Consider the following 18178-nt stretch of genomic DNA (forward strand, 5'->3'; position numbering starts at 1 on the left):
GGGTGACAGCCGAGCCGTCCGCACGCACCACCACGCCCGCCCGCCCGGTGTACGCCGAGCGCCTGCGCATCCCGTGGTTCGCGTGGCTCGCCGGGCCCGCCGTAGCCGCGCTGCTCGCCGCCGAGATCTGGCTGGGCGGCACCGGGCTGCGCGCCTGGGTGCCGTTCGCGGTCCTGCTGCCGGTCGCCCTGCTGCTGCTGTGGCGCACGGACCGGATCCGGGTCGCGGTGACGGCGACGGAGTTGCGGGTCGACGACGCGCGGCTGCCGCTTGACGTGATCGCCGACGTCGTCCCGCTGGACGCCGACGGCAAGCGCGAGGTGCTCGGCGCCGGCTCGCACCCGCTGGCGTTCGTCGTGCAGCGCCCGTGGATCAAGGGCGCCGTGCAGGTGCTGCTCGACGACCCGGCCGACCCGACGCCGTTCTGGGTGGTCAGCACCCGGCACCCGGTCGAGCTGGCGACCGCCCTGCTGCGCGCTAAGAGCTGAGCTCCGGGCGCTCGGCGTCGATGACCGCCGGGCCCTGGCGGCGCAGGTCCTTGATGATCAGCTCGCCCAGGCGCAGGGTCGCGCGCCGGTTCAGGTAGCTCGCCACGGCCGCGCCCGTGAGCAGCGGTCCCAGCGTGGTCAGATTGCGCCCGAAGCGGCGCAGCAGCGTGCCCTGCAGCTCCCGGCGGGCGGTGGTGCCGAGCACCGTCGCGACGCCGATGCCGGGTATGAACGGGTTGACGCCGCGCTGGCCGGCCCAGGACTGGATGAGCGAGGAGGCGCGCTGCACGGCGCTGCCGGCGACCGGCCGGCCGTACACCTCGTGCAGCTCGCCGACGAGCTTGAGCTCGATGCCGACCACGGCGACGGTCTCCGCGGCCAGCAGGACCGGCACGGAGAGCAGGGTCGGTGCGGCGGCCCACTCCAGGGAGGCCACGCCGCCGCCGGCCGCGCCGACACCGGCCGCGGCGAGGGACGCGTTGCGGACGAGGCGCTCGGCGAGCGCGTCGCCGTCCAGGCCGTCGTGGTGGCGGCGCAGGGTATCCAGGTCGCGGATCGGCACGTGCGGCGCCAGGTCGGCGACCGCCTCGGTCATCCAGCGCATGGCGGATCCGGGCCGGAACAGCTTGCCCAGCCCGCGCCGGCGTACGTCGCCGACGAGCCGCGCGAGCAGGTGCCGGCGCTTGGCCGGCTCGAGGTCGCCGGCGGACAGCGCGGCCACGGTGGCGCCGATGCCGGAGCCGGCCTCGGCGCCGTCGGCCGTCTCGGCGGGATCGACCTTGACGAGCTCACGCCCCGGGTCCGCGGACTGTGCCGAGTCGTCATCTGGGCGGCTCATCGTCGACCTCCCCGCATCCACTGTCGGATCTCTGCGATCCCGGTCAGGGTCCGATACCCAGTCAAGGCGGCCCGCCAAACGGGCGCCGGAGGGTATCGGGGGTCGGTGCGTAACCCGGCCGTCGGCGACGGCCGGGGGTCCTGCTCGCGAGCGCGCCGGTCAGGCGCACTCGCGGCAGATCAGTTCCCCGTTGCGCTCCACCGCGAGCTGGCTGCGGTGATGCACGAGGAAACAGCGAGCGCAGCGGAACTCGTCGGTCTGCATCGGCAGCACCTTGACGGTGAGTTCCTCGTCGGCCAGGTCGGCACCGGGGAGCTCGAAGCTCTCCGCCACCTCGACCTCGTCGACGTCCACTGCGCCCGACTGCGAGTCGGCGCGGCGGGCCTTGAGCTCCTCGAGGCTGTCCTCGCCGAGGTCGACCTCGTCGCGACGCGGGGCGTCGTAGTCGGTGGCCATCGGTTTTCACTCTCCTGTATCGATGTGTCACTTGGCGTAAGTAACGCCCGCGACGACGTTTCGGTTCCCGGTTCCGGCGGACTTTTCTCCCGACCCTGGTCGGCAGGGATCAGTCGTCCGCCGAGGTGCCCCATCCCCCTCGATGAAACTGCCCCGGCAAACGCGGCACCTTACCGCCCCCGTGCGTGGCTTGTACGCGCGCGGGCGGCCAATTGTTCCCGATGTGACTGAGGCGACATCAAAGTAGGGGTATGAGCGCGTGGATCATCGTCGGCGCGCCGTGAGCATTCCCTCTTTCCGCAGGCTTGGCGGGCAGACGCTAACCTCACCGCATACCCCGTCCGGTACTGGACGTGGCCGATCGAGCTGACCCCGGGAGCCGGTTCCATGAGCTTTGCCCGCGTCCGAGCACTCGTCGTGGTCGGCGTGCTCGCCGTGGCCGCGGTGGTCTTCGTCGTCGTGGCCCTGGTCCGCGACACGCAGGGCGACGCCGTCGCCGGCGGCGGCTGCCCCGACGGCTCGGTCATGGCCAACGTGACCCTGCCGGACGACCCCGAACAGGTCACCGTCAAGGTCTTCAACGGGACCGACACCGCGGGTCTGGCCGACAGCGTCACCAACGAGTTCAAGAACCGGCGGTTCAAGGCCCAGAAGCCGGCCGAGAACAAAAAGAAGGTCGACGGCGTCGCGGTCATGCGCTACGGCCCCGAGGCGGTCGGCTCGGCATGGCTGCTGCGGGCGTACTTCCTGAACCAGGCCGACGTCCAGTACGACGCCAAGCGCAAGGGGGCGATCGTCGACATCGTGGTCGGCAGCGACTTCCAGCAGCTCGCCACGACCACCGAGGTCAACCAGTCGCTGGTCGAGCTCGGCGAGCCCGAGCTGCCGGTCGGCGCGTGCGTCGCGCCCAAGAAGAACTCCTGAGGGGTCAGGGGCCACCGGCGGCGTCCAGCTCGACCAGCGCGTCGTGCAGGGCGTCGAAGAGCGCCGGCGGGGCCGCCACGAGCATGTCGCCGCCCGCGGCGGCGCCACTGAGCCCGGACACCCGCAGGCCCGCCTCGGCGGCGACCAGGCCGCCCGCGGCGTGGTCCCACGGGTTCAGCCCCTTCTCGAAGTAGGCGTCGACGCCGCCCTCCGCCGCCAGGCAGAGGTCGATCGCGGCCGCGCCGAGGCGGCGGATGTCACGCACCCGGGTGATCAACCCGGCCAGCACCGCGCCCTGGTGCGCGCGCCGGGCCGGGTCGTAGCCGAACCCGGTGGCGACCAGCGCCTGGTCCAGCCCGGTACGCACCGAGCCGGTCAGCCGCCGGCCGTCGCGCCAGGCGCCGCCGCCGAGGGTCGCCGTCCACTCGTCGCCGGTCGCCGCGTTGCGCACCACGCCGGCCACGACCACGCCGTCCACCTCGGCGGCGAGCGAGACCGCGTACTGCGGCAGCCCGTAGAGGTAGTTCACCGTGCCGTCGATGGGGTCCAGGATCCACCGCACCGCTCCCGCGGAGGCGGAGGCGCCGTACTCCTCGCCCAGCACGCCGTCGCCCGGCCGCTCGGCCGCCAGCGCGTCGACCACCTGCCGCTCGACCGCCCGATCGGCCGCCGTCACCACGTCGGTGTCGGTGCTCTTGGTCCGCACGTCGGTGATCGCCTCGGCGCGCATCCGCCGGGCGGTGCCGGCCGCCTCCCGCGCGATCCGCACGGCGATCTCGAGCAACGCGTCCGGCGTCGATGCCCCGGATTCCACTGCCACCATGAACGTCCTCTCAGCCGATATCATTCTCCCGACAGGTACCTACATCGAGCCCGGCGACCCCCTCGGGAGCACCCGCGGCGTGCCGGTGGCGTGCTGCGGCGGGAGGATCTCACCGGACGGCGCTACAATTCACCCCTGCCCACGCTTCACGGACAGCCGCCAGCGGGCCCGTCCGCGTCCCGAGGGCTCCCACACCACACCGGCCAGCCTCGTTCCGCCGCGCGCTGCGCTGGGCACACGGCCGTGTTTCATCGCCCTCCGGAAGGTCATTCGTGACAGAAGCCCACCAGACCGGTGCCGACGTTCGCTCTCTCACCGAGGCCCTGATCGCCCATGCTCAGGGTGCGGGCGGGCAGATCACGTCAGCCGAGGTCGTGCAGACGGTCGAGTCCGCCGAGGTGACGCCGGCCCAGGCCAAGAAGATCCTCCGCGCCCTCGTGGACGCCGGGGTCACGGTCGTCGTCGACGGATCGGCGAGCACCCGCCGCCGGGTCTCCGCCGCGCGCGCCGCGACGCCCGCCTCCAAGGCAACCACGGCCAAGGCGACCCGGGCTCCGGCGGCGAAGAAGGCCGCACCGGCGCCCAAGCAGGCCGCCGCGGACGGCGACGCGCCCACGGCACCGCCGGCCGCCAAGAAGGCCGCGCCCGCCAAGAAGGCCGCCGCCCCGCGCAAGGCCGCGGCCGGCACCGCCGCCAAGGCCGCACCGGCCAAGGCCGCGAAGCCCGGCGAGGGGCCCGCCGAGGGCGAGGAGATCGACCCCGAGGAGCTCGCCGCCGCGATCGAGGATGTCGTCGTGGAGGAGCCGGCCGCCATGGTCCAGGCCGCCGCCACCGACGCCGCCGCGACCGCGACCGACGGCGACTTCGAGTGGGACGACGAGGAGTCCGAGGCGCTCAAGCAGGCGCGCCGCGACGCCGAGCTGACCGCGTCCGCCGACTCGGTGCGCGCCTACCTGAAGCAGATCGGCAAGGTTCCGCTGCTCAACGCGGAGCAGGAGGTCGAGCTCGCCAAGCGGATCGAGGCGGGGCTCTACGCGGCCGAGCGGCTGCGGGCCTGCGACGACGGCGAGGAGAAGCTCGACCGCACGTTCGAGCGCGACCTGCGCTGGATCGGCCGCGACGGCGAGCGGGCCAAGAACCACCTGCTCGAGGCCAACCTGCGGCTGGTCGTCTCGCTGGCCAAGCGCTACACCGGCCGCGGCATGGCGTTCCTGGACCTGATCCAGGAGGGCAACCTGGGCCTGATCCGCGCCGTCGAGAAGTTCGACTACACCAAGGGCTACAAGTTCTCCACGTACGCCACCTGGTGGATCCGCCAGGCCATCACCCGCGCCATGGCCGACCAGGCCCGCACCATCCGCATCCCGGTGCACATGGTCGAGGTCATCAACAAGCTCGGCCGCATACAGCGTGAGCTGCTCCAGGACCTGGGCCGCGAGCCCACCCCGGAAGAGCTGGCCAAAGAGATGGACATCACCCCGGAGAAGGTCCTCGAGATCCAGCAGTACGCCCGGGAGCCCATCTCGCTGGACCAGACCATCGGCGACGAGGGCGACAGCCAGCTCGGCGACTTCATCGAGGACTCCGAGGCGGTCGTCGCGGTCGACGCGGTCTCGTTCTCGCTGCTGCAGGACCAGCTCCAGCAGGTGCTGCAGACGCTCTCCGAGCGCGAGGCCGGCGTGGTCCGGCTGCGCTTCGGCCTGACCGACGGCCAGCCGCGCACGCTGGACGAGATCGGCCAGGTCTACGGCGTGACGCGCGAGCGCATCCGGCAGATCGAGTCGAAGACGATGTCCAAGCTGCGGCACCCGTCGCGGTCGCAGGTTCTTCGCGATTACCTGGACTGAGGCCCGTTCATTGCGGGCACGGACACCTTGATCAATACTGGATGGCGGGCCTTCCAGTCAACAGTCCGTGCCTGTTTGGTCACCAGCCGTACATCGTTCGGTGGTGAACAGACCGTAGTGCAGAAGTGATCGTTGACGTGGCACCCTTGGAGCACGGCACACTAGCCCAACCACGTGTGACTTGGGTCCCCCCGGGGCACTGTGGGAAGGCTGCAACGGCCAAAGGTGTTGCACGATGGGTGAGCAGTAGCCGAGGAACATGTTCATCGGTGACGACCAGAGGAGGAAGGCGATGACCCCGACTCTCACGCCGCCGGCGGGAACGGTGGCCGGACCAGCAGCCGATGAACGGTGCGACCGCTGCAATGCAGCCGGAAAGCTCCGTTTGACCCTGGCTGGTGGCAGCGAGCTGGTGTTCTGCGGACACCACGCCAACAGGTACGCCGAGGACCTGGTGAAGATCACGGTTCAGTACGTGGCGGACCCTGAGTTCGTTTGGCGCGGCGCGGACATGATGTCTAACTCCAACTAATCCCCTCAGCAACCAAAAGGGGCGTTCCGCGCGGAACGCCCCTTTTTTGTGCCCTCGGCCGGGTCAGAACGTCTGGATGGTGGCGATCCGCTCCTCGAGCTGCTCGATCGTCGCCTGGGCGCTCGGCGGGCCGCCGCAGAGGCGGCGGAGCTCGGCGTGGATCTTTCCGTGCGGCAGGTCGGTGCGGTGGTGATGCGCCGCCACGAGCGTGTTCAGCCGGCGGCGCAGGCTGTTGCGGCGCTCGCCCGCGCTCAGCGCGACCGTCGGCTCGGGATCGGCCGAAACCGGCTCAGCGGCCTTCTGCCGCTTCTGGGCGGCCAACTGCTCACTCTGCCGCCGGTTCAGCAGAACGGCGACCTGGTCGGGCGTCAGGAGGCCCGGAAGGCCCAGGTATTCCTCCTCCTCGGGCGTGCCCGTGCGGGCACCCGTGCCGAACGAGGTGCCGTCGAAGATCACCTGATCCAGCTCGGCGGTGGCCGAGAGGGCCTCGAAGCGCTTCTCGAGCTCGCCCTCGGCGTCCTCGGCGCGCTGCGCGCGCTCGAGCAGGTCGTCGTCCAGGCCGTCCGGGTCCTTCTGCGCGCCGAGGATGTGGTCGCGCTCGGCCTCCATCTCGCTGGCGAGGCCCAGCAGGTGCGGCACGCTGGGCACGAACACCGTCGCCGTCTCGCCGGTACGCCGGGCGCGGACGAACCGGCCGATCGCCTGCGCGAAGTAGAGCGGGGTCGAGGCGCTGGTCGCGTAGACGCCGACGGCCAGGCGGGGGATGTCGACGCCCTCCGACACCATCCGGACCGCGACCATCCAGCGCTGCTCGGACTGCGCGAACGAGGCGATCCGCGACGAGGCGCCCTGGTCGTCGGAGAGGACCACCACGGCCGGCTCGCCGCTGATCTCGCTGATCAGCTTCGCGTACGCCCGGGCGGTCTGCTGGTCGCTCGCGATGACCAGGCCGCCCGCGTCGGGAATGCCGTCCTCGCGCAGCCGGGAGAGCCGCGCGTCGGCCGCCCTGAGCACCTGCGGCATCCAGTCGCCGCGGTGGTCGAGCGCGGTGCGCCAGGCCTGTGCGATCAGGTCCTTGGTCATCGGCTCGCCCAGGCGGGCCGCGAGCTCGTCGCCCGCGCTGGTGCGCCACCGGGTCTCGCCGGAGTACGCCAGGAAGATGACCGGGCGCACGACGCCGTCGCGCAGCGCGTCCGAGTAGCCGTAGACCGAGTCGGAGCGGGAGCGCTGCAGGCCGTCCCGGCCGCGCTCGTACGCGACGAACGGGATCGGGTTGTCGTCGGAGCGGAACGGGGTGCCGGTGAGCATCAGCCGGCGCTCGGCCTCCTCGAAGGCCGACTTCACGCCGTCGCCCCAGGTGCGGGAGTCGCCGGCGTGGTGGATCTCGTCGAGGATGACCATCGTCGGGCGGGTCATGGTGCGCCGCCGGTGCACCGCCGGCGCCATGCCGACCTGCGCGTAGGTCAGGACGGCGCCGTGGAAGTCGCGGGACGAGTGCACGTCGGAGTTGCGGAACGACGGGTCCAGCTGGATGCCGACCCGGGCCGCCGCCTGCGACCACTGCGTCTTCAGGTGCTCGGTCGGGCAGACCACCGTGACCGCCTCGACCGTGCCGTCGGCGAGCAGCTCCGCCGCGATCCGCAACGCGAACGTGGTCTTTCCGGCGCCGGGGGTCGCGACCGCCATGAAGTCGGGGCTGCGCCGGCGCAGGTACTCGACGAGCGCCTTGCGCTGCCAGGCACGCAGCGCCGGGAAGGTCTCCAGGTTCGGCAGAGGCGGACTCAAGCTGCGACGATCCTCTCCACTCCACTCACACAAATGCCCCCGCGCAACAGCCGCAGAGGCGGGACCCAGCATAGCGGCGGGGTGCGACACTCGCGGCTACGGCGCCGCGACCGGAGCCGACCACCGCCGGTACAGCGCGAGCAGGCGTACGCCGGTCATCGCGGCCGCCGCGATCAGCAGCGGAATGCGTCCGGCCAGGTCAAGCCAGGTCAGCCCGGTGACGACGGCGGCGCCGCCGAGGGCGACCACCGCGTAGATGTCGCGCTGCAGCACGACCGGGATCTCACCGGTGAGCAGGTCGCGAGCCAGACCGCCGCCGATCGCTGTGAGCATCCCCACCAGGCAGGAGCCGACCGGCGGAACGCCGGCGTCCAGGGCCTTCAGGGTTCCGGTGACGGTGAACAGGCCCAGCCCGGCCGCATCGAGCACCAGAACGGTGCGCCGCAGCCGGTTGAACTGCGGGTGCAGGTAGAAGACCAGGACCGACACGAGCACGGCGGTGACGGGGTAACGCCAGTCGGAGAAGGCCAGCGGCGGCACCGAGCCGATCACGAGATCGCGCAGGATGCCACCGCCGAGCGCCGCCACGAAGCCGACGAAGCCGACGCCGAAGAGGTCGAGGCGCTTCGCGACGGCGGCGCTGGCGCCGGAGGCCGCGAAGGCCGCCACCCCGATCAGGTCCGCGGCCAGCAGGCTGTAGCTGCCGGTCACCGGGGACCCCCGGGGGTCAGTGCTTCATCGACTCGTAGATCTCCTTGCACTGCGGGCATACCGGAGAGCCCGGCTTCGGCGACTTGGTCACGGGGAACTTCTCCCCACACAGAGCGACCACGAAGGTGCCCATGACGGCACTCTCGGCGATCTTCTCCTTGCGCACGTAGTGGAACATCTCGGGACCGGTGTCTGCGTCCTTGGTCTCCGGACGCTCCAAAATCTGCGTGCTCACGGCATCTGCCCTTCATCTGTCTCAAGACGGTCGACCCGCGTGCCCCCCGGTCAGCGCGGAAGAAGCTCCAACCCACAAGTCTGACACCTCTCGCCTGGTCGGTCCAACGACAACGGATCAGCACGGCACCGTACCGTTGCAATCGTGACCGATTCCACGCGGCAGATGGGCCGCTTCGCCATCCGCTACGGCGACCACGTGACCCGGGCGCGCCGCGACGGCCGTCCGGTGGTGGCGCTGGAGAGCACGATCGTCTCGCACGGCCTGCCCCGGCCCGACAACCTCCGGGTCGCCCGCGAGATCGAACAAACCGTACGCGACAACGGTGCCGTGCCGGCCACCATCGGGATGATCGGCGGCGAGCTGATCGTCGGCCTCGAGGACCCCCAGATCGAACAGCTGGCCGGCGCCGACGGTGTGGCGAAGCTCTCCGTCCGCGATCTCGCCGTGGCGGCGGCGACGGGCGTAGACGGCGCGACCACCGTCGCCGCGACCAGCGCCGTAGCGGCCGCGGCCGGCATCGGCGTCTTCGCCACCGGCGGCCTCGGCGGCGTGCACCGCGACGCCGGCGCGACCTTCGACGAGTCGAACGACCTGACCACGCTGGCCCGTACCCCGATCGTCGTGGTCTGTGCCGGCGTCAAGTCGATCCTCGACGTCGGCGCGACGCTGGAGCGGCTGGAGACGCTCGGCGTCTCCGTCGCCGGCTACGGCACCCACCGCTTCCCGGGCTTCTTCGTCACCGACGGCGGCTTCGACGTCGACTGGCGGCTGGACTCGCCGGAGCAGGTCGCCGACGTGATCGCCGCCCGCGCGGACCAGGGCGCCGGCGCCGGCGCGCTGGTGCTCGGCAACCCGCTGCCCACCGACGAGCAGCTCGACCCCGCGGTGCACGACCGCGCGCTCGCCGAGGGCCTGGAGCTGCTGGCCCGCGACGGCATCACCGGCAAGGCCGTCACGCCGTTCCTGCTGGCGCACTTCCACGGCAGCACGCAGGGCCGGAGCCTGGAGGTCAACGTCCGGATCATCCTGCGCAACGCCGCCCTGGCCGCCAGGATCGCGGCGGCCGCGACCCCGGCGAGCTTCGCCCTCGGCTTCGCCCTGCCCGGATGACCGTCCTGGTCGTCGGCGACCTGGTGACCGACGTGCTCGTCACGCACGCCGGCAGCATCGCCGTTGGCTCGGACACCCCGGCACGGATCACCGTCGGCGGCGGCGGGCAGGCGGCGAACACGGCCGCCTGGCTCGCCCGGGCCGGGGCCGGCGTGACGCTGGTCGCCGCGGTCGGCGGCGACCACGCCGGCCGGGAGCGGATCTCCGAACTGGTGGCAGCCGGGGTCCGGTGTACGGTGCGCGCGCACCCGGGCGCGGTGACCGGCAGCGTCGTCGTGCTGAGCTCGGCGCACGAGCGCACGATGATCACCGACCGGGGCGCGGCCCTGCTGCTGGACCCGGCGGACGTCACGGCGGCGGTCAAGGCCGCGCCGGGCGCGACCCACCTGCACCTCTCCGGCTATCCGCTGCTGCACGCCGGCTCGCGGCCCGCCGGCCGGGCCGCGCTGGCCGCGGCCGCCGAACGCGGCCTGACCACCAGCGTCGACGTGGCCTCCGCCGAACCGCTGCGGCAGCTGGGCGCCCCGGCCTTCCTCGACCTGGTACGCGGTACCGACCTGCTGCTGTGCAACTCCGACGAGGCCGAGGTGCTCGCCGGCGCCGGGACCGCACAGCAGCAGGCGGCGCAGCTGACCGCGTACGCCCGCAACGTGGTGATCAAGCTGGGGTCGGACGGCGCCGTCTGGGGCACCCGGGACGGGGTGATGCGGTCGATCGGGGCTGCCGACGTACCGGTGATCGATCCGACCGGGGCGGGCGACGCCTTCGCGGCCGGCCTGCTCACCTCGTGGTGTTCCGGCGCGGAGCCGGACGACGCGCTCGCCGCCGGCACCGCCCTCGGCGCGGCGGCGGTGCAGACCCTGGGCGCGCGGCCGGTGCTCTAGGGCTCGGCGTCGATGGTGCGGTGCTCGGTCTTCTCGGCGGGCTCCGACGCCAGGACCCGCTGCGGATTGACCGGCTGGGGCACCGCCGGGTTCGCCCTGCTCTTGGGCGGGCGGTCGTTGGCGATCAGCACCGCCGCCCAGGGCAGGAAGACCATGGCGGCCGCGCAGAGGATCAGCCAGAGCGGCAGCAGGGGCGGCTTCACGCTGATCAGGATCGCGCCCAGGATCAGGCAGCCGGCGCGCACGCTCATCATGCTCACGTAGCGGATCTGGCGGCTGCGCAGCTGGTCGCTCTGGCTGCGGGCGGCGTTGGTGATCAACACCGGCCGCTCCGGCTGCTTCTTCACCTAGGCACTCCGATCGACCCGCCCATCCTCGCACTGTGCCCGCGCCGCGACCACCGCCGGGCCGAACACCTTCAGAAACGGGCGGCGCAACCGATGGTGACTCCCGTGCGGGCGACGTTTCTCAGGTCGAACCGGCGACGCTGGTCGAGCGTCGCCCTCGTCATCGTGGTCGCACTACTCGGTGGCGCCGGCTCGTGCTTTGCCACGAACAATGCGCGCGACGCCGAGCGGCGCTACGCGGCACAGCGTATGGACCGCAACACCAGCAACGTCGCGCGGGCGATCACGACCGAGATCCAGCGGTACGACGACACGCTCACCGACCTGTCCATCGCGCTGGGCGCACAGAACGACCTGACCTCCGAGGACATCACCTGGATCACCAACAAGGTCAGTAAGCGCGGCCTGCCCGGTGCCGCCTCGCTCGGATTCGTCGTCGGCACCCACGACAGCGGGGTCGCGGCCCTGGAGTCGTTCTGGCGGTGGCGCGGCGAGAAGGGCCTCACGCTGCGCCCGGCACCGACCGGCGGCCAGCACGCCTTCGCGATCATCACCCGCTCATACGGCGGCATGCCCATCGCTCCCGGCACGGACCTGTCCACCAGGCCCGAGATCGCCGACACCCTGCGCGACGCCAAGCTGTACGGCTTCGCGGTCAGCCGGCCGCACGTGTTGCTCGAGGACCGCGGGCTGCCCGCGGCACAGCAGCAGCTCTCCTTCCTGTTCGCGGTGCCGGTGCACCAGATCGGCGGCGGCATCCGCGGCTGGCTCACCATGGGTGTGCACGGCCGCGACCTGCTCGACGAGGCGCTGCGCAACCACGCACACGGCGCCGTGACCGCCGACCTGGGCGACGCCGCCGACGGCGACGGGCAGGTCATCGCCGGCGACACCGAGGGCGTGGCACACGACTATCCCGCCATGCTCGACCGGGTCGTCCAAGTCTCCGCGGGCCTGCGCACCTGGAATCTCCGGGTGCGGCCCACCGAGTCGCTGCTGCAGGACAGCGACCGCGGATTCGTCAGGAACACCTTCCTGGTGTCGATCACGATCACCGTGCTGCTGACCCTGCTGGTCGGCCTGCTCGCGCACGCCCGCAACCGGGCGATGAGCAAGGTCGACGCCGCGACCGCCGCGCTGCGCGGCGACATCATGCGCCGGCAGGAGGTGGAGACGCGGCTCCGCGAGCGCGAGCTCGAACTCGAACAGCTGGCCCTGCACGACTCGCTGACCGGCCTGGCCAACCGGGCCGGGCTGGACGCCGTGCTCGCCGAGGTCGTCGGGACCCGCACGGACATCGCGCTGCTGCTCATCGACCTGGACGACTTCAAGCTGGTCAACGACGCGTACGGGCACGCGGCCGGCGACACGATGCTGGCCGCGTTCGCGCAGATCCTGCTCGCCGGCGTGCGCGCCGAGGACGTGGCCGCCCGGATCGGCGGGGACGAGTTCGTCGTCCTGGTCACCGACGTGCCCGACGAGCCGAGCGCGGTCGCGGCCGCGCAGCGCATCCTCGCCACCGCCGCGGCGACCCCGGTCCGGCTCGGCGACGACACCGTCGCCGTACGCGCCAGCGTCGGCGTGGCCACCGGCCGGGACATCGACACCCCGAAGGAGCTGCTGCGCCGCGCCGACGTCGCCATGTACCAGGCCAAGCACCTGGGCACGCACGGCGTACAGCTGCACGACCCTTCCATGATCGACCGCCGCGCCGCGGACGCCCAGCTCGCCGACGACCTGGCCGGCGCGCTCGACCGCGGCGAGCTGCACGTGCTCTACCAGCCCCTGGTCGACCTGGCCGGCAGCCGCCCGGTCGGCGTCGAGGCGCTGGTCCGCTGGCAGCACCCCCGGCTCGGCCCGGTGTCGCCCGCGCAGTTCATCCCGATCGCCGAGCGCAGCGGCACGATCACGAGCATCGGCCTCTTCGTGCTCGAGACCGCGTGCCGCCAGGTCGCCGCCTGGGACGGCCTGTACGTCAGCGTCAACCTGTCGCCGCGTCAGCTGCAGGAGCCGACGCTGGTGCAGGACGTGCTGGACGTGCTGGCGCGTACCGGCCTGGCCCCGCACCGGCTGGTCCTGGAGATCACCGAGTCGGCCCTGGTCGACGAGAGCGCCGGCATCGCGATGCTGAGCGAGTTCCGCGCGCACGGCATCCGGGTGGCGATCGACGACTTCGGCACCGGCTACTCGTCGCTGCACTACCTGACCCGGCTGCCGGTGGACATCCTCAAGATCGACCGCAGCTTCGTGGCCGAGCTGAACGGCACGCCCGAGGGCTCGGGCATCACCGAGGCCGTGCTGCGGCTCAGCCAGGTCCTGCACCTGACCACGGTCGCCGAGGGCATCGAGACGACGGCGCAGGCGGCGGAGCTGCAGACGCTGGGCTGCGGCATCGGCCAGGGCTACCTCTTCGCCCGGCCGCTGCCGGCCGCGGAGCTGCGCGAGATGCTGCTCACCGCCGCGTCCTGACCGCCGGCGGTCAGGCCTTCGCGGCCCTGGCCTCGGCCTTCATCTGCTTCTTGTTCGCACGGACCTTGTTCAGCGACTCGTCGTCGACGATGTCCGCGACCGACCGGTACGCGTCCGCCTCGCCGTACCCGCCGGCCGCCTCGCGCCACCCGGGCGGCTGGACGTTGTACTGCTTGCCCAGCAGGGCGACGAAGATCTGGGCCTTCTGCTTGCCGAAGCCGGGCAGCGCGAAGATCCGCTTGTACAGCTCGGCCCCGGTCGGCACGTCCCGCCAGAGCGCGGCCGCGTCACCGTCGTAGCGGTCGACCAGCACCCGGCAGACCTCCTGCACGCGCGCGGCCATCGCCTTCGGGAAGCGGTGCAGCGCCGGCGGCTTCGCGAAGATCGCGATCAGCTCGTCGGGGTCGTGGTCGGCGAGCTCCGCCGCCGTCGGGTCGTGCCCGAGGCGCTGCGCGAGCACGTACGGCGAGGTGAACGCCTTCTCCATGGTGATCTGCTGATCCAGCGTGAGGCCGATCAGCACCGCCAGGGGGTCGCGGTCGAGGAGCGCGTTGGCCTCGGCGTCGATGGGCAGCGAGAACGTCATGACGCCATCTTGGCAGGTACGCCTCGGCTCCCGCGACGCCTCGTCGCGCCAAAGTTGTACATCTTCTTGTACAGTTGATGGATGAAGCATGTGCTGGGCGTCGCGGAGGCCCGCAAGCAGCTGCCGGAGTTGCTCGCGGGATTCAGCCGGGGCTCCGTCGATACCGTATTCGTGGGATCTCACCGCAAGGCCGTCGGCGTCCTCGTACCCGTCCGGGTGTACGACGAGCTCCGCGGCGAACGGGAGCAGGCCGTCGACGACGCGGTCGGCTCCCTGCGCGCCGAAGGGCTGGAGCCGTCGTCGGTGGCGGCCGAGCTGGCCACCCTGTTCGCGCAGGGACGCATCACCGCGGGACAGATGGAAGCGATGCTCCTGGCGTTCCACCGCGCCGTGTGACCGACGACCCGTACGTGGACGCGGCGGGCGTTCTCGTCAACAAGCTCGGGATCACCGCCGCCGGGGCGCTCAGCCAGGCCGAGGCCGACCTCAGCCTGGCCGCCATGCTGCGGCTGTCGGTCCACCCGCTGCCCGGCGCCTATGACCTCGATCATCTGCAGCGATTCCACCGGCAGATCTTCGGCGCGGTCTACCCCTGGGCAGGCCGGCTGCGAACCGTCGACATCGCCCGTACGCCACAGGACAGGTTCTGTAGCTGGACCTTCATCGAGTCCCATTCGGCCGGAGTGTTCGGTGACCTCGCCGCCGAGCACCTGCTCGCGGGACTCACCCGAACCGCCTTCGTGACGCGGCTGGCGCACTACTACGGCGAGATCAACGCCATCCATCCGTTCCGCGAGGGAAACGGGCGAACCCAGCGAGCCTTTCTCGGCCAGCTGGCCACGGACAGAGGTTGGCGGATCGCCTGGAGCGAACTCGAGGGCGCGGTGAACGACCAGGCGTCCGCTGCCGCGCTGCACGGCGACACCACACCCTTGATGATCATGCTGGAGGACATCGTCCGACCGCGATGACGGCCCCGGCGCAAGTATCGTCGTCAGGTGACCGGCCCACCGCCCACCGCCCGCCTGCACGAGCTGCCGCCCGAGGCCGGCGGGGCTTTCATGACGTCCCGCGGCCCCGTGGTGATCGACTGGTGCAACGCCCGGCCCGGCGAGCCCGACCTGGACCCCGGTCTCACCGCGCTGATCCTGGCCCAGGTCGCCGCCGCCGAAAGGGTGCTCGCATGCGCGCACTGATCCAGACCGTCAGCCGGGCGAGCGTGACGGTCGGCGACGAGGTCGTCGGCAAGATCGAGGACGGGCTGCTGGTGCTGCTCGGCGTCACACACGACGACACCGCCGAGACCGCCGCGAACCTGGCCCGCAAGGTCCACGAGCTGCGCATCCTCGACGGGGACGCCTCGGCCGCCGACACCGGCGCGCCGCTGCTCGTGGTCAGCCAGTTCACCCTCTACGGCGACGCCCGCAAGGGCCGCCGGCCGACCTGGTCCGCGGCCGCGCCGGCCGAGGTCGCCGAGCCGCTGGTCACGGCGTTCGCCGAGGCGCTGCGGTCACGCGGCGCCGCGGTGGAGACCGGCCGGTTCCGGGCACACATGCTCGTGGAGAGCGTGAACGTCGGCCCGCGAACCGTCTGGTTGGAGATCTGACGCCTGTTCCGGGCAGCGGCCGGCCCTACCCGGAACAGGCTCTGTGCCTAGAAGAAGCCGCGGCGCTGCGCCGACTGCTGCAGCCAGCCGTTGAGCTGCGCGGTCCAGTCGGTCTGGTCGACGGCGTGGTAGTCGACGTCGAAGCGGCCGAACGCGTCGTGACCCTCGGTGAAGAGGCCACCCCGCTTGTCGATCTCCAGCACCACCTGCAGGTTGTGCGGGGTCGGGATGAACGTGACCTCGAGCTGGTTGATGCCGCTCGCGTACTGCGCCGGCGGATAGAACTCGATCTCCTGGTAGAACGGCAGCGTCTGCTGGACGCCGTACACCCGGCCCCGCTCCACATCGGCACGGCTGAACCGGAAACCGAGGCGCAGGAACGCGTCCAGGATCCGCTCCTGTGCCGGCAGCGGGTGCACGGCCACCGCGTCCAGGTCGCTCTTGTCGACCGCCCGGGCCACCTCGAGTTCGGTACGCAGGCCCATCGTCATGCCGTGCAGGTGCTGCCCGTACACCTCGGTGATCGGGGTCTCCCACGGCACGTCGAAGCGGAACGGCACGTCGTGCCGGGCGCCGGCGTCCAGCTTGAAGGAGCCGGTCAGCCGCTGCCGCTGGAACTCCTGATCGGTGTTGTACTCGCTGTCGCCGCTCTCGACCTCGACCCGGGTCATCAGCCCGAGCGCGACGTACTCGATGTCGACGGAATGGTCGCCGCCCATGATGTGCACCTGGCCCTCCAGGTAGCCCCCGGGGCGGCAGTTGGGGTTGGCGAGAACTGTTTCCACGGACGGGCCCCCCACGCCCATCGCCTGCATCATGCGCTTGAAGACCACGAAGCTTCCTCCTAGATATGTGACTGCCGCAGATTATCGGCCCTCGACAACGCATTCGGAATTACGTCTGCTTCAGTAAATGTCCCACCAATCCGGGCACCCTGTCGGGTTCACGACCTCAGGGTTCTCCCCGATTCATGCCACCTGGACGCTTGCCTCACCTCCGCTTAACGCGCCTGCCGCCAAGCTAGTGATCACCGGCACGAATGCGGCTGGGAATGCACGACTCGGGTGAACGCGGGGAGGGGACTGAAAGGTGGTCCTGCAGATGAAGGCGACGGAGTCCACGGCGGCGGTTGCCGCTGAGCACATCATGACCGACGGTGTCGAGCCCTTGGCGGACCTGGACGCAACCGACGAGCGCGGCGTATCCGCCGACCTCGTACGGGCGTACCTGAACGGCATCGGCCGCACGCGTCTGCTCACCGCGGTCGAGGAGGTCACCCTCTCGAAGCGGATCGAGGCCGGCCTGTACGCCCAGGAGAAGCTCGCCGAGGCGAACGAGGACATGGCGTCGCTGCTGCAGATCCTCATCACCGAGGGCCGCGCCGCGAAGAACCACCTGCTCGAGGCCAACCTGCGACTGGTGGTCAGCATCGCGAAGCGCTACACGGGCCGCGGCATGGCGTTCCTGGACCTGATCCAGGAGGGCAACCTGGGCCTGATCCGCGCCGTCGAGAAGTTCGACTACACCAAGGGCTACAAGTTCTCCACGTACGCCACCTGGTGGATCCGCCAGGCCATCACCCGCGCCATGGCCGACCAGGCCCGCACCATCCGCATCCCGGTGCACATGGTCGAGCAGGTCAACCGCATGGTCCGGGCCCGCCGGGACCTCGCCACCACGCTGGGCCGCGAGCCGAGCGTCGCCGAGATCGCCAAGGCGATGGGCGTGCCGGAGTTCCAGGTCATCGAGCTCATCTCCTACGACCGCGAGCCCGTCAGCCTGGACCAGGCCGTCGGCGAGGACGGCGAGAGCGCCCTCGGCGACTTCGTCGCGGCGGTCGACCCACGCGGCGAGCCCGGCGACAGCGTCGGCCGCGGCGAACTGCGCAGCGAGGTCGAGATCGTCCTCGCCACCCTCTCGGAGCGCGAGTCCGCGGTGATCCGGCTCCGCTTCGGCCTGGACGACGGCCGCCAGCGCACCCTGGACGAGGTCGGCCGCGAGTTCGGCCTGAGCCGCGAGCGGATCCGCCAGATCGAGAAGGTGACGATGTCCAAGCTGCGCGACCCGCAGCGGGCGTCCCGCCTGGAGGCATACGCAAGCTGACATTCACCCCGAACGCAGAGGCCGGTCGCAACGCGACCGGCCTTCGCCATGTCTCACCCCCGCCGCCACCCCCGAACCCCGCTCACCACGCCCAGTCCTGATCGGCATGCCACCACCCCGGCCGCCACCGCACGGCCCGCCCGCCGCGGCATGGCCCGCCAGCACCACATGGCAGCGCCGCCACCGCACAGCCCGACCGCCGCCCCAAGGCCCGGCCACCACCGCACGACCCGGCCACCACCGCACAGCCCGACCGCCACCGCGCGGCCCCGTCGCCGCGGGGCTCAGTCGTCATCTCACAGCCCGACCGCCATCGCACGGCCCCGTCGCCGCGCGGCTCAGTCGTCATCTCACAGCCCGACCGCCATCGCACGGCCCCGTCGCCGCGCGGCTCAGTCGTCATCTCACAGCCCGACCGCCATCGCACGGCC

21 protein-coding genes are annotated in these 18178 nt (G+C 71.6%); 12 read left to right on the forward strand and 9 right to left on the reverse strand.

Translation table 11 applies throughout. The features are described 5' to 3' along the window. The first annotated feature begins 2 nt into the window (after window positions 1-2). Complete coding sequence (locus ACIBSW_RS00715) at window positions 3-488, forward strand: DUF3093 domain-containing protein (RefSeq protein WP_354722233.1); 486 nt, start codon at window positions 3-5, stop codon at window positions 486-488. Here the strand turns inward: ACIBSW_RS00715 and ACIBSW_RS00720 are convergent. Together ACIBSW_RS00720 and ACIBSW_RS00725 are read right to left on the reverse strand one after the other, a co-directional pair. Further along, entirely contained in the window at window positions 478-1326 is an 849-nt protein-coding gene (locus ACIBSW_RS00720; RefSeq protein ID WP_354722234.1) for a hypothetical protein, read from the reverse strand. The genes ACIBSW_RS00715 and ACIBSW_RS00720 overlap by 11 nt on opposite strands. 159 nt (window positions 1327-1485) lie before the next feature. Beyond that, window positions 1486-1782 carry a DUF4193 domain-containing protein gene (locus tag ACIBSW_RS00725; RefSeq protein ID WP_023561654.1) on the reverse strand — a complete coding sequence of 99 codons (297 nt, stop codon included), beginning with the start codon at window positions 1780-1782 and terminating at the stop codon, window positions 1486-1488. Window positions 1783-2169: 387 nt separating this feature from the next. Here ACIBSW_RS00725 and ACIBSW_RS00730 point away from each other — a divergent pair, with 387 nt between their 5' ends. Further along, window positions 2170-2706, forward strand: a complete 537-nt coding sequence (locus ACIBSW_RS00730) for a LytR C-terminal domain-containing protein (RefSeq protein ID WP_354722235.1) — start codon at window positions 2170-2172, stop codon at window positions 2704-2706. A gap of 4 nt (window positions 2707-2710) precedes the next feature. Here ACIBSW_RS00730 and ACIBSW_RS00735 read toward each other — a convergent pair whose 3' ends face one another. After that, entirely contained in the window at window positions 2711-3529 is an 819-nt protein-coding gene (locus ACIBSW_RS00735; protein ID WP_354722236.1) for an inositol monophosphatase family protein, read from the reverse strand. 272 nt (window positions 3530-3801) lie between these two features. On the opposite strand from ACIBSW_RS00735, the gene ACIBSW_RS00740 reads away from it, so the two are divergent. Beyond that, the gene (locus ACIBSW_RS00740) at window positions 3802-5376 is read left to right on the forward strand and encodes an RNA polymerase sigma factor (protein ID WP_404799183.1); all 1575 of its coding nucleotides are present in this window, start codon (window positions 3802-3804) and stop codon (window positions 5374-5376) included. Between the two features lie 292 nt (window positions 5377-5668). Beyond that, on the forward strand, window positions 5669-5908 hold the full coding sequence (locus ACIBSW_RS00745; protein WP_184998659.1) for a hypothetical protein: 240 nt from the start codon (window positions 5669-5671) through the stop codon (window positions 5906-5908). 63 nt (window positions 5909-5971) lie between these two features. Here ACIBSW_RS00745 and ACIBSW_RS00750 read toward each other — a convergent pair whose 3' ends face one another. The 3 genes from ACIBSW_RS00750 to ACIBSW_RS00760 form a co-directional block, all read right to left on the reverse strand. After that, window positions 5972-7693 (reverse strand): DEAD/DEAH box helicase, encoded by a 1722-nt coding sequence (locus ACIBSW_RS00750; RefSeq protein WP_354729991.1) that lies wholly within the window; start codon window positions 7691-7693, stop codon window positions 5972-5974. 96 nt (window positions 7694-7789) lie between these two features. Continuing rightward, entirely contained in the window at window positions 7790-8404 is a 615-nt protein-coding gene (locus ACIBSW_RS00755) for a trimeric intracellular cation channel family protein (RefSeq protein ID WP_354729989.1), read from the reverse strand. A 16-nt stretch (window positions 8405-8420) separates the two neighbouring features. After that, window positions 8421-8639, reverse strand: a complete 219-nt coding sequence (locus tag ACIBSW_RS00760) for a DUF3039 domain-containing protein (protein WP_184955574.1) — start codon at window positions 8637-8639, stop codon at window positions 8421-8423. A 165-nt stretch (window positions 8640-8804) separates the two neighbouring features. Here ACIBSW_RS00760 and ACIBSW_RS00765 point away from each other — a divergent pair, with 165 nt between their 5' ends. Together ACIBSW_RS00765 and ACIBSW_RS00770 are read left to right on the forward strand one after the other, a co-directional pair. Further along, window positions 8805-9752 carry a pseudouridine-5'-phosphate glycosidase gene (locus ACIBSW_RS00765; protein WP_354729996.1) on the forward strand — a complete coding sequence of 316 codons (948 nt, stop codon included), beginning with the start codon at window positions 8805-8807 and terminating at the stop codon, window positions 9750-9752. Beyond that, entirely contained in the window at window positions 9749-10636 is an 888-nt protein-coding gene (locus ACIBSW_RS00770) for a PfkB family carbohydrate kinase (protein ID WP_354729987.1), read from the forward strand. Before ACIBSW_RS00765 ends, ACIBSW_RS00770 begins: the two co-directional genes overlap by 4 nt. Here the strand turns inward: ACIBSW_RS00770 and ACIBSW_RS00775 are convergent. Further along, window positions 10633-10983, reverse strand: a complete 351-nt coding sequence (locus tag ACIBSW_RS00775) for a DUF3099 domain-containing protein (protein WP_354729985.1) — start codon at window positions 10981-10983, stop codon at window positions 10633-10635. The two genes, ACIBSW_RS00770 and ACIBSW_RS00775, sit on opposite strands and share 4 nt — an antisense overlap. Window positions 10984-11088: 105 nt before the next feature. On the opposite strand from ACIBSW_RS00775, the gene ACIBSW_RS00780 reads away from it, so the two are divergent. Next, on the forward strand, window positions 11089-13452 hold the full coding sequence (locus tag ACIBSW_RS00780) for a bifunctional diguanylate cyclase/phosphodiesterase (RefSeq protein ID WP_354729983.1): 2364 nt from the start codon (window positions 11089-11091) through the stop codon (window positions 13450-13452). A 10-nt stretch (window positions 13453-13462) separates the two neighbouring features. On the opposite strand, the gene ACIBSW_RS00785 is transcribed toward ACIBSW_RS00780, so the two are convergent. After that, window positions 13463-14038 (reverse strand): HhH-GPD-type base excision DNA repair protein, encoded by a 576-nt coding sequence (locus tag ACIBSW_RS00785; RefSeq protein WP_354729981.1) that lies wholly within the window; start codon window positions 14036-14038, stop codon window positions 13463-13465. An 81-nt stretch (window positions 14039-14119) separates the two neighbouring features. Here ACIBSW_RS00785 and ACIBSW_RS00790 point away from each other — a divergent pair, with 81 nt between their 5' ends. Genes ACIBSW_RS00790 through dtd form a run of 4 tightly spaced genes read left to right on the forward strand, consistent with a single transcriptional unit; the run spans window position 14120 to window position 15644 of the window. Beyond that, the gene (locus ACIBSW_RS00790; protein WP_354729979.1) at window positions 14120-14434 is read left to right on the forward strand and encodes an antitoxin VbhA family protein; all 315 of its coding nucleotides are present in this window, start codon (window positions 14120-14122) and stop codon (window positions 14432-14434) included. A 14-nt stretch (window positions 14435-14448) separates the two neighbouring features. After that, entirely contained in the window at window positions 14449-15009 is a 561-nt protein-coding gene (locus ACIBSW_RS00795) for a Fic family protein (protein ID WP_354729977.1), read from the forward strand. Between the two features lie 27 nt (window positions 15010-15036). Then, entirely contained in the window at window positions 15037-15234 is a 198-nt protein-coding gene (locus ACIBSW_RS00800) for a hypothetical protein (protein ID WP_354729975.1), read from the forward strand. After that, the gene (dtd, locus tag ACIBSW_RS00805; protein ID WP_354729973.1) at window positions 15222-15644 is read left to right on the forward strand and encodes a D-aminoacyl-tRNA deacylase; all 423 of its coding nucleotides are present in this window, start codon (window positions 15222-15224) and stop codon (window positions 15642-15644) included. The genes ACIBSW_RS00800 and dtd overlap by 13 nt, the downstream gene beginning before the upstream one ends. 47 nt (window positions 15645-15691) lie before the next feature. On the opposite strand, the gene ACIBSW_RS00810 is transcribed toward dtd, so the two are convergent. Next, window positions 15692-16477: a sporulation protein gene (locus tag ACIBSW_RS00810; RefSeq protein WP_354729971.1), complete on the reverse strand. Its 786-nt coding sequence runs from the start codon at window positions 16475-16477 to the stop codon at window positions 15692-15694. Between the two features lie 313 nt (window positions 16478-16790). On the opposite strand from ACIBSW_RS00810, the gene sigB reads away from it, so the two are divergent. Further along, complete coding sequence (gene sigB / locus ACIBSW_RS00815; protein WP_404799242.1) at window positions 16791-17747, forward strand: RNA polymerase sigma factor SigB; 957 nt, start codon at window positions 16791-16793, stop codon at window positions 17745-17747. The last annotated feature ends 431 nt before the right edge of the window (window positions 17748-18178 follow it).

It is taken from the genome of Actinoplanes sp. NPDC049668 (assembly GCF_044465445.1).
Classification (GTDB): domain Bacteria; phylum Actinomycetota; class Actinomycetes; order Mycobacteriales; family Micromonosporaceae; genus Actinoplanes.

Coding starts and splice junctions, on each gene's coding strand:
- sigB (WP_404799242.1), top strand. CDS start 16,791: ATGACCGACGGTGTCGAGCCCTTGGCGGACCTGGACGCAACCGACGAG.
- ACIBSW_RS00730 (WP_354722235.1), top strand. CDS start 2,170: ATGAGCTTTGCCCGCGTCCGAGCACTCGTCGTGGTCGGCGTGCTCGCC.
- ACIBSW_RS00720 (WP_354722234.1), bottom strand. CDS start 1,326: ATGAGCCGCCCAGATGACGACTCGGCACAGTCCGCGGACCCGGGGCGT.
- ACIBSW_RS00765 (WP_354729996.1), top strand. CDS start 8,805: ATGGGCCGCTTCGCCATCCGCTACGGCGACCACGTGACCCGGGCGCGC.
- ACIBSW_RS00785 (WP_354729981.1), bottom strand. CDS start 14,038: ATGACGTTCTCGCTGCCCATCGACGCCGAGGCCAACGCGCTCCTCGAC.
- dtd (WP_354729973.1), top strand. CDS start 15,222: ATGCGCGCACTGATCCAGACCGTCAGCCGGGCGAGCGTGACGGTCGGC.
- ACIBSW_RS00745 (WP_184998659.1), top strand. CDS start 5,669: ATGACCCCGACTCTCACGCCGCCGGCGGGAACGGTGGCCGGACCAGCA.
- ACIBSW_RS00770 (WP_354729987.1), top strand. CDS start 9,749: ATGACCGTCCTGGTCGTCGGCGACCTGGTGACCGACGTGCTCGTCACG.
- ACIBSW_RS00735 (WP_354722236.1), bottom strand. CDS start 3,529: ATGGTGGCAGTGGAATCCGGGGCATCGACGCCGGACGCGTTGCTCGAG.
- ACIBSW_RS00725 (WP_023561654.1), bottom strand. CDS start 1,782: ATGGCCACCGACTACGACGCCCCGCGTCGCGACGAGGTCGACCTCGGC.
- ACIBSW_RS00790 (WP_354729979.1), top strand. CDS start 14,120: ATGAAGCATGTGCTGGGCGTCGCGGAGGCCCGCAAGCAGCTGCCGGAG.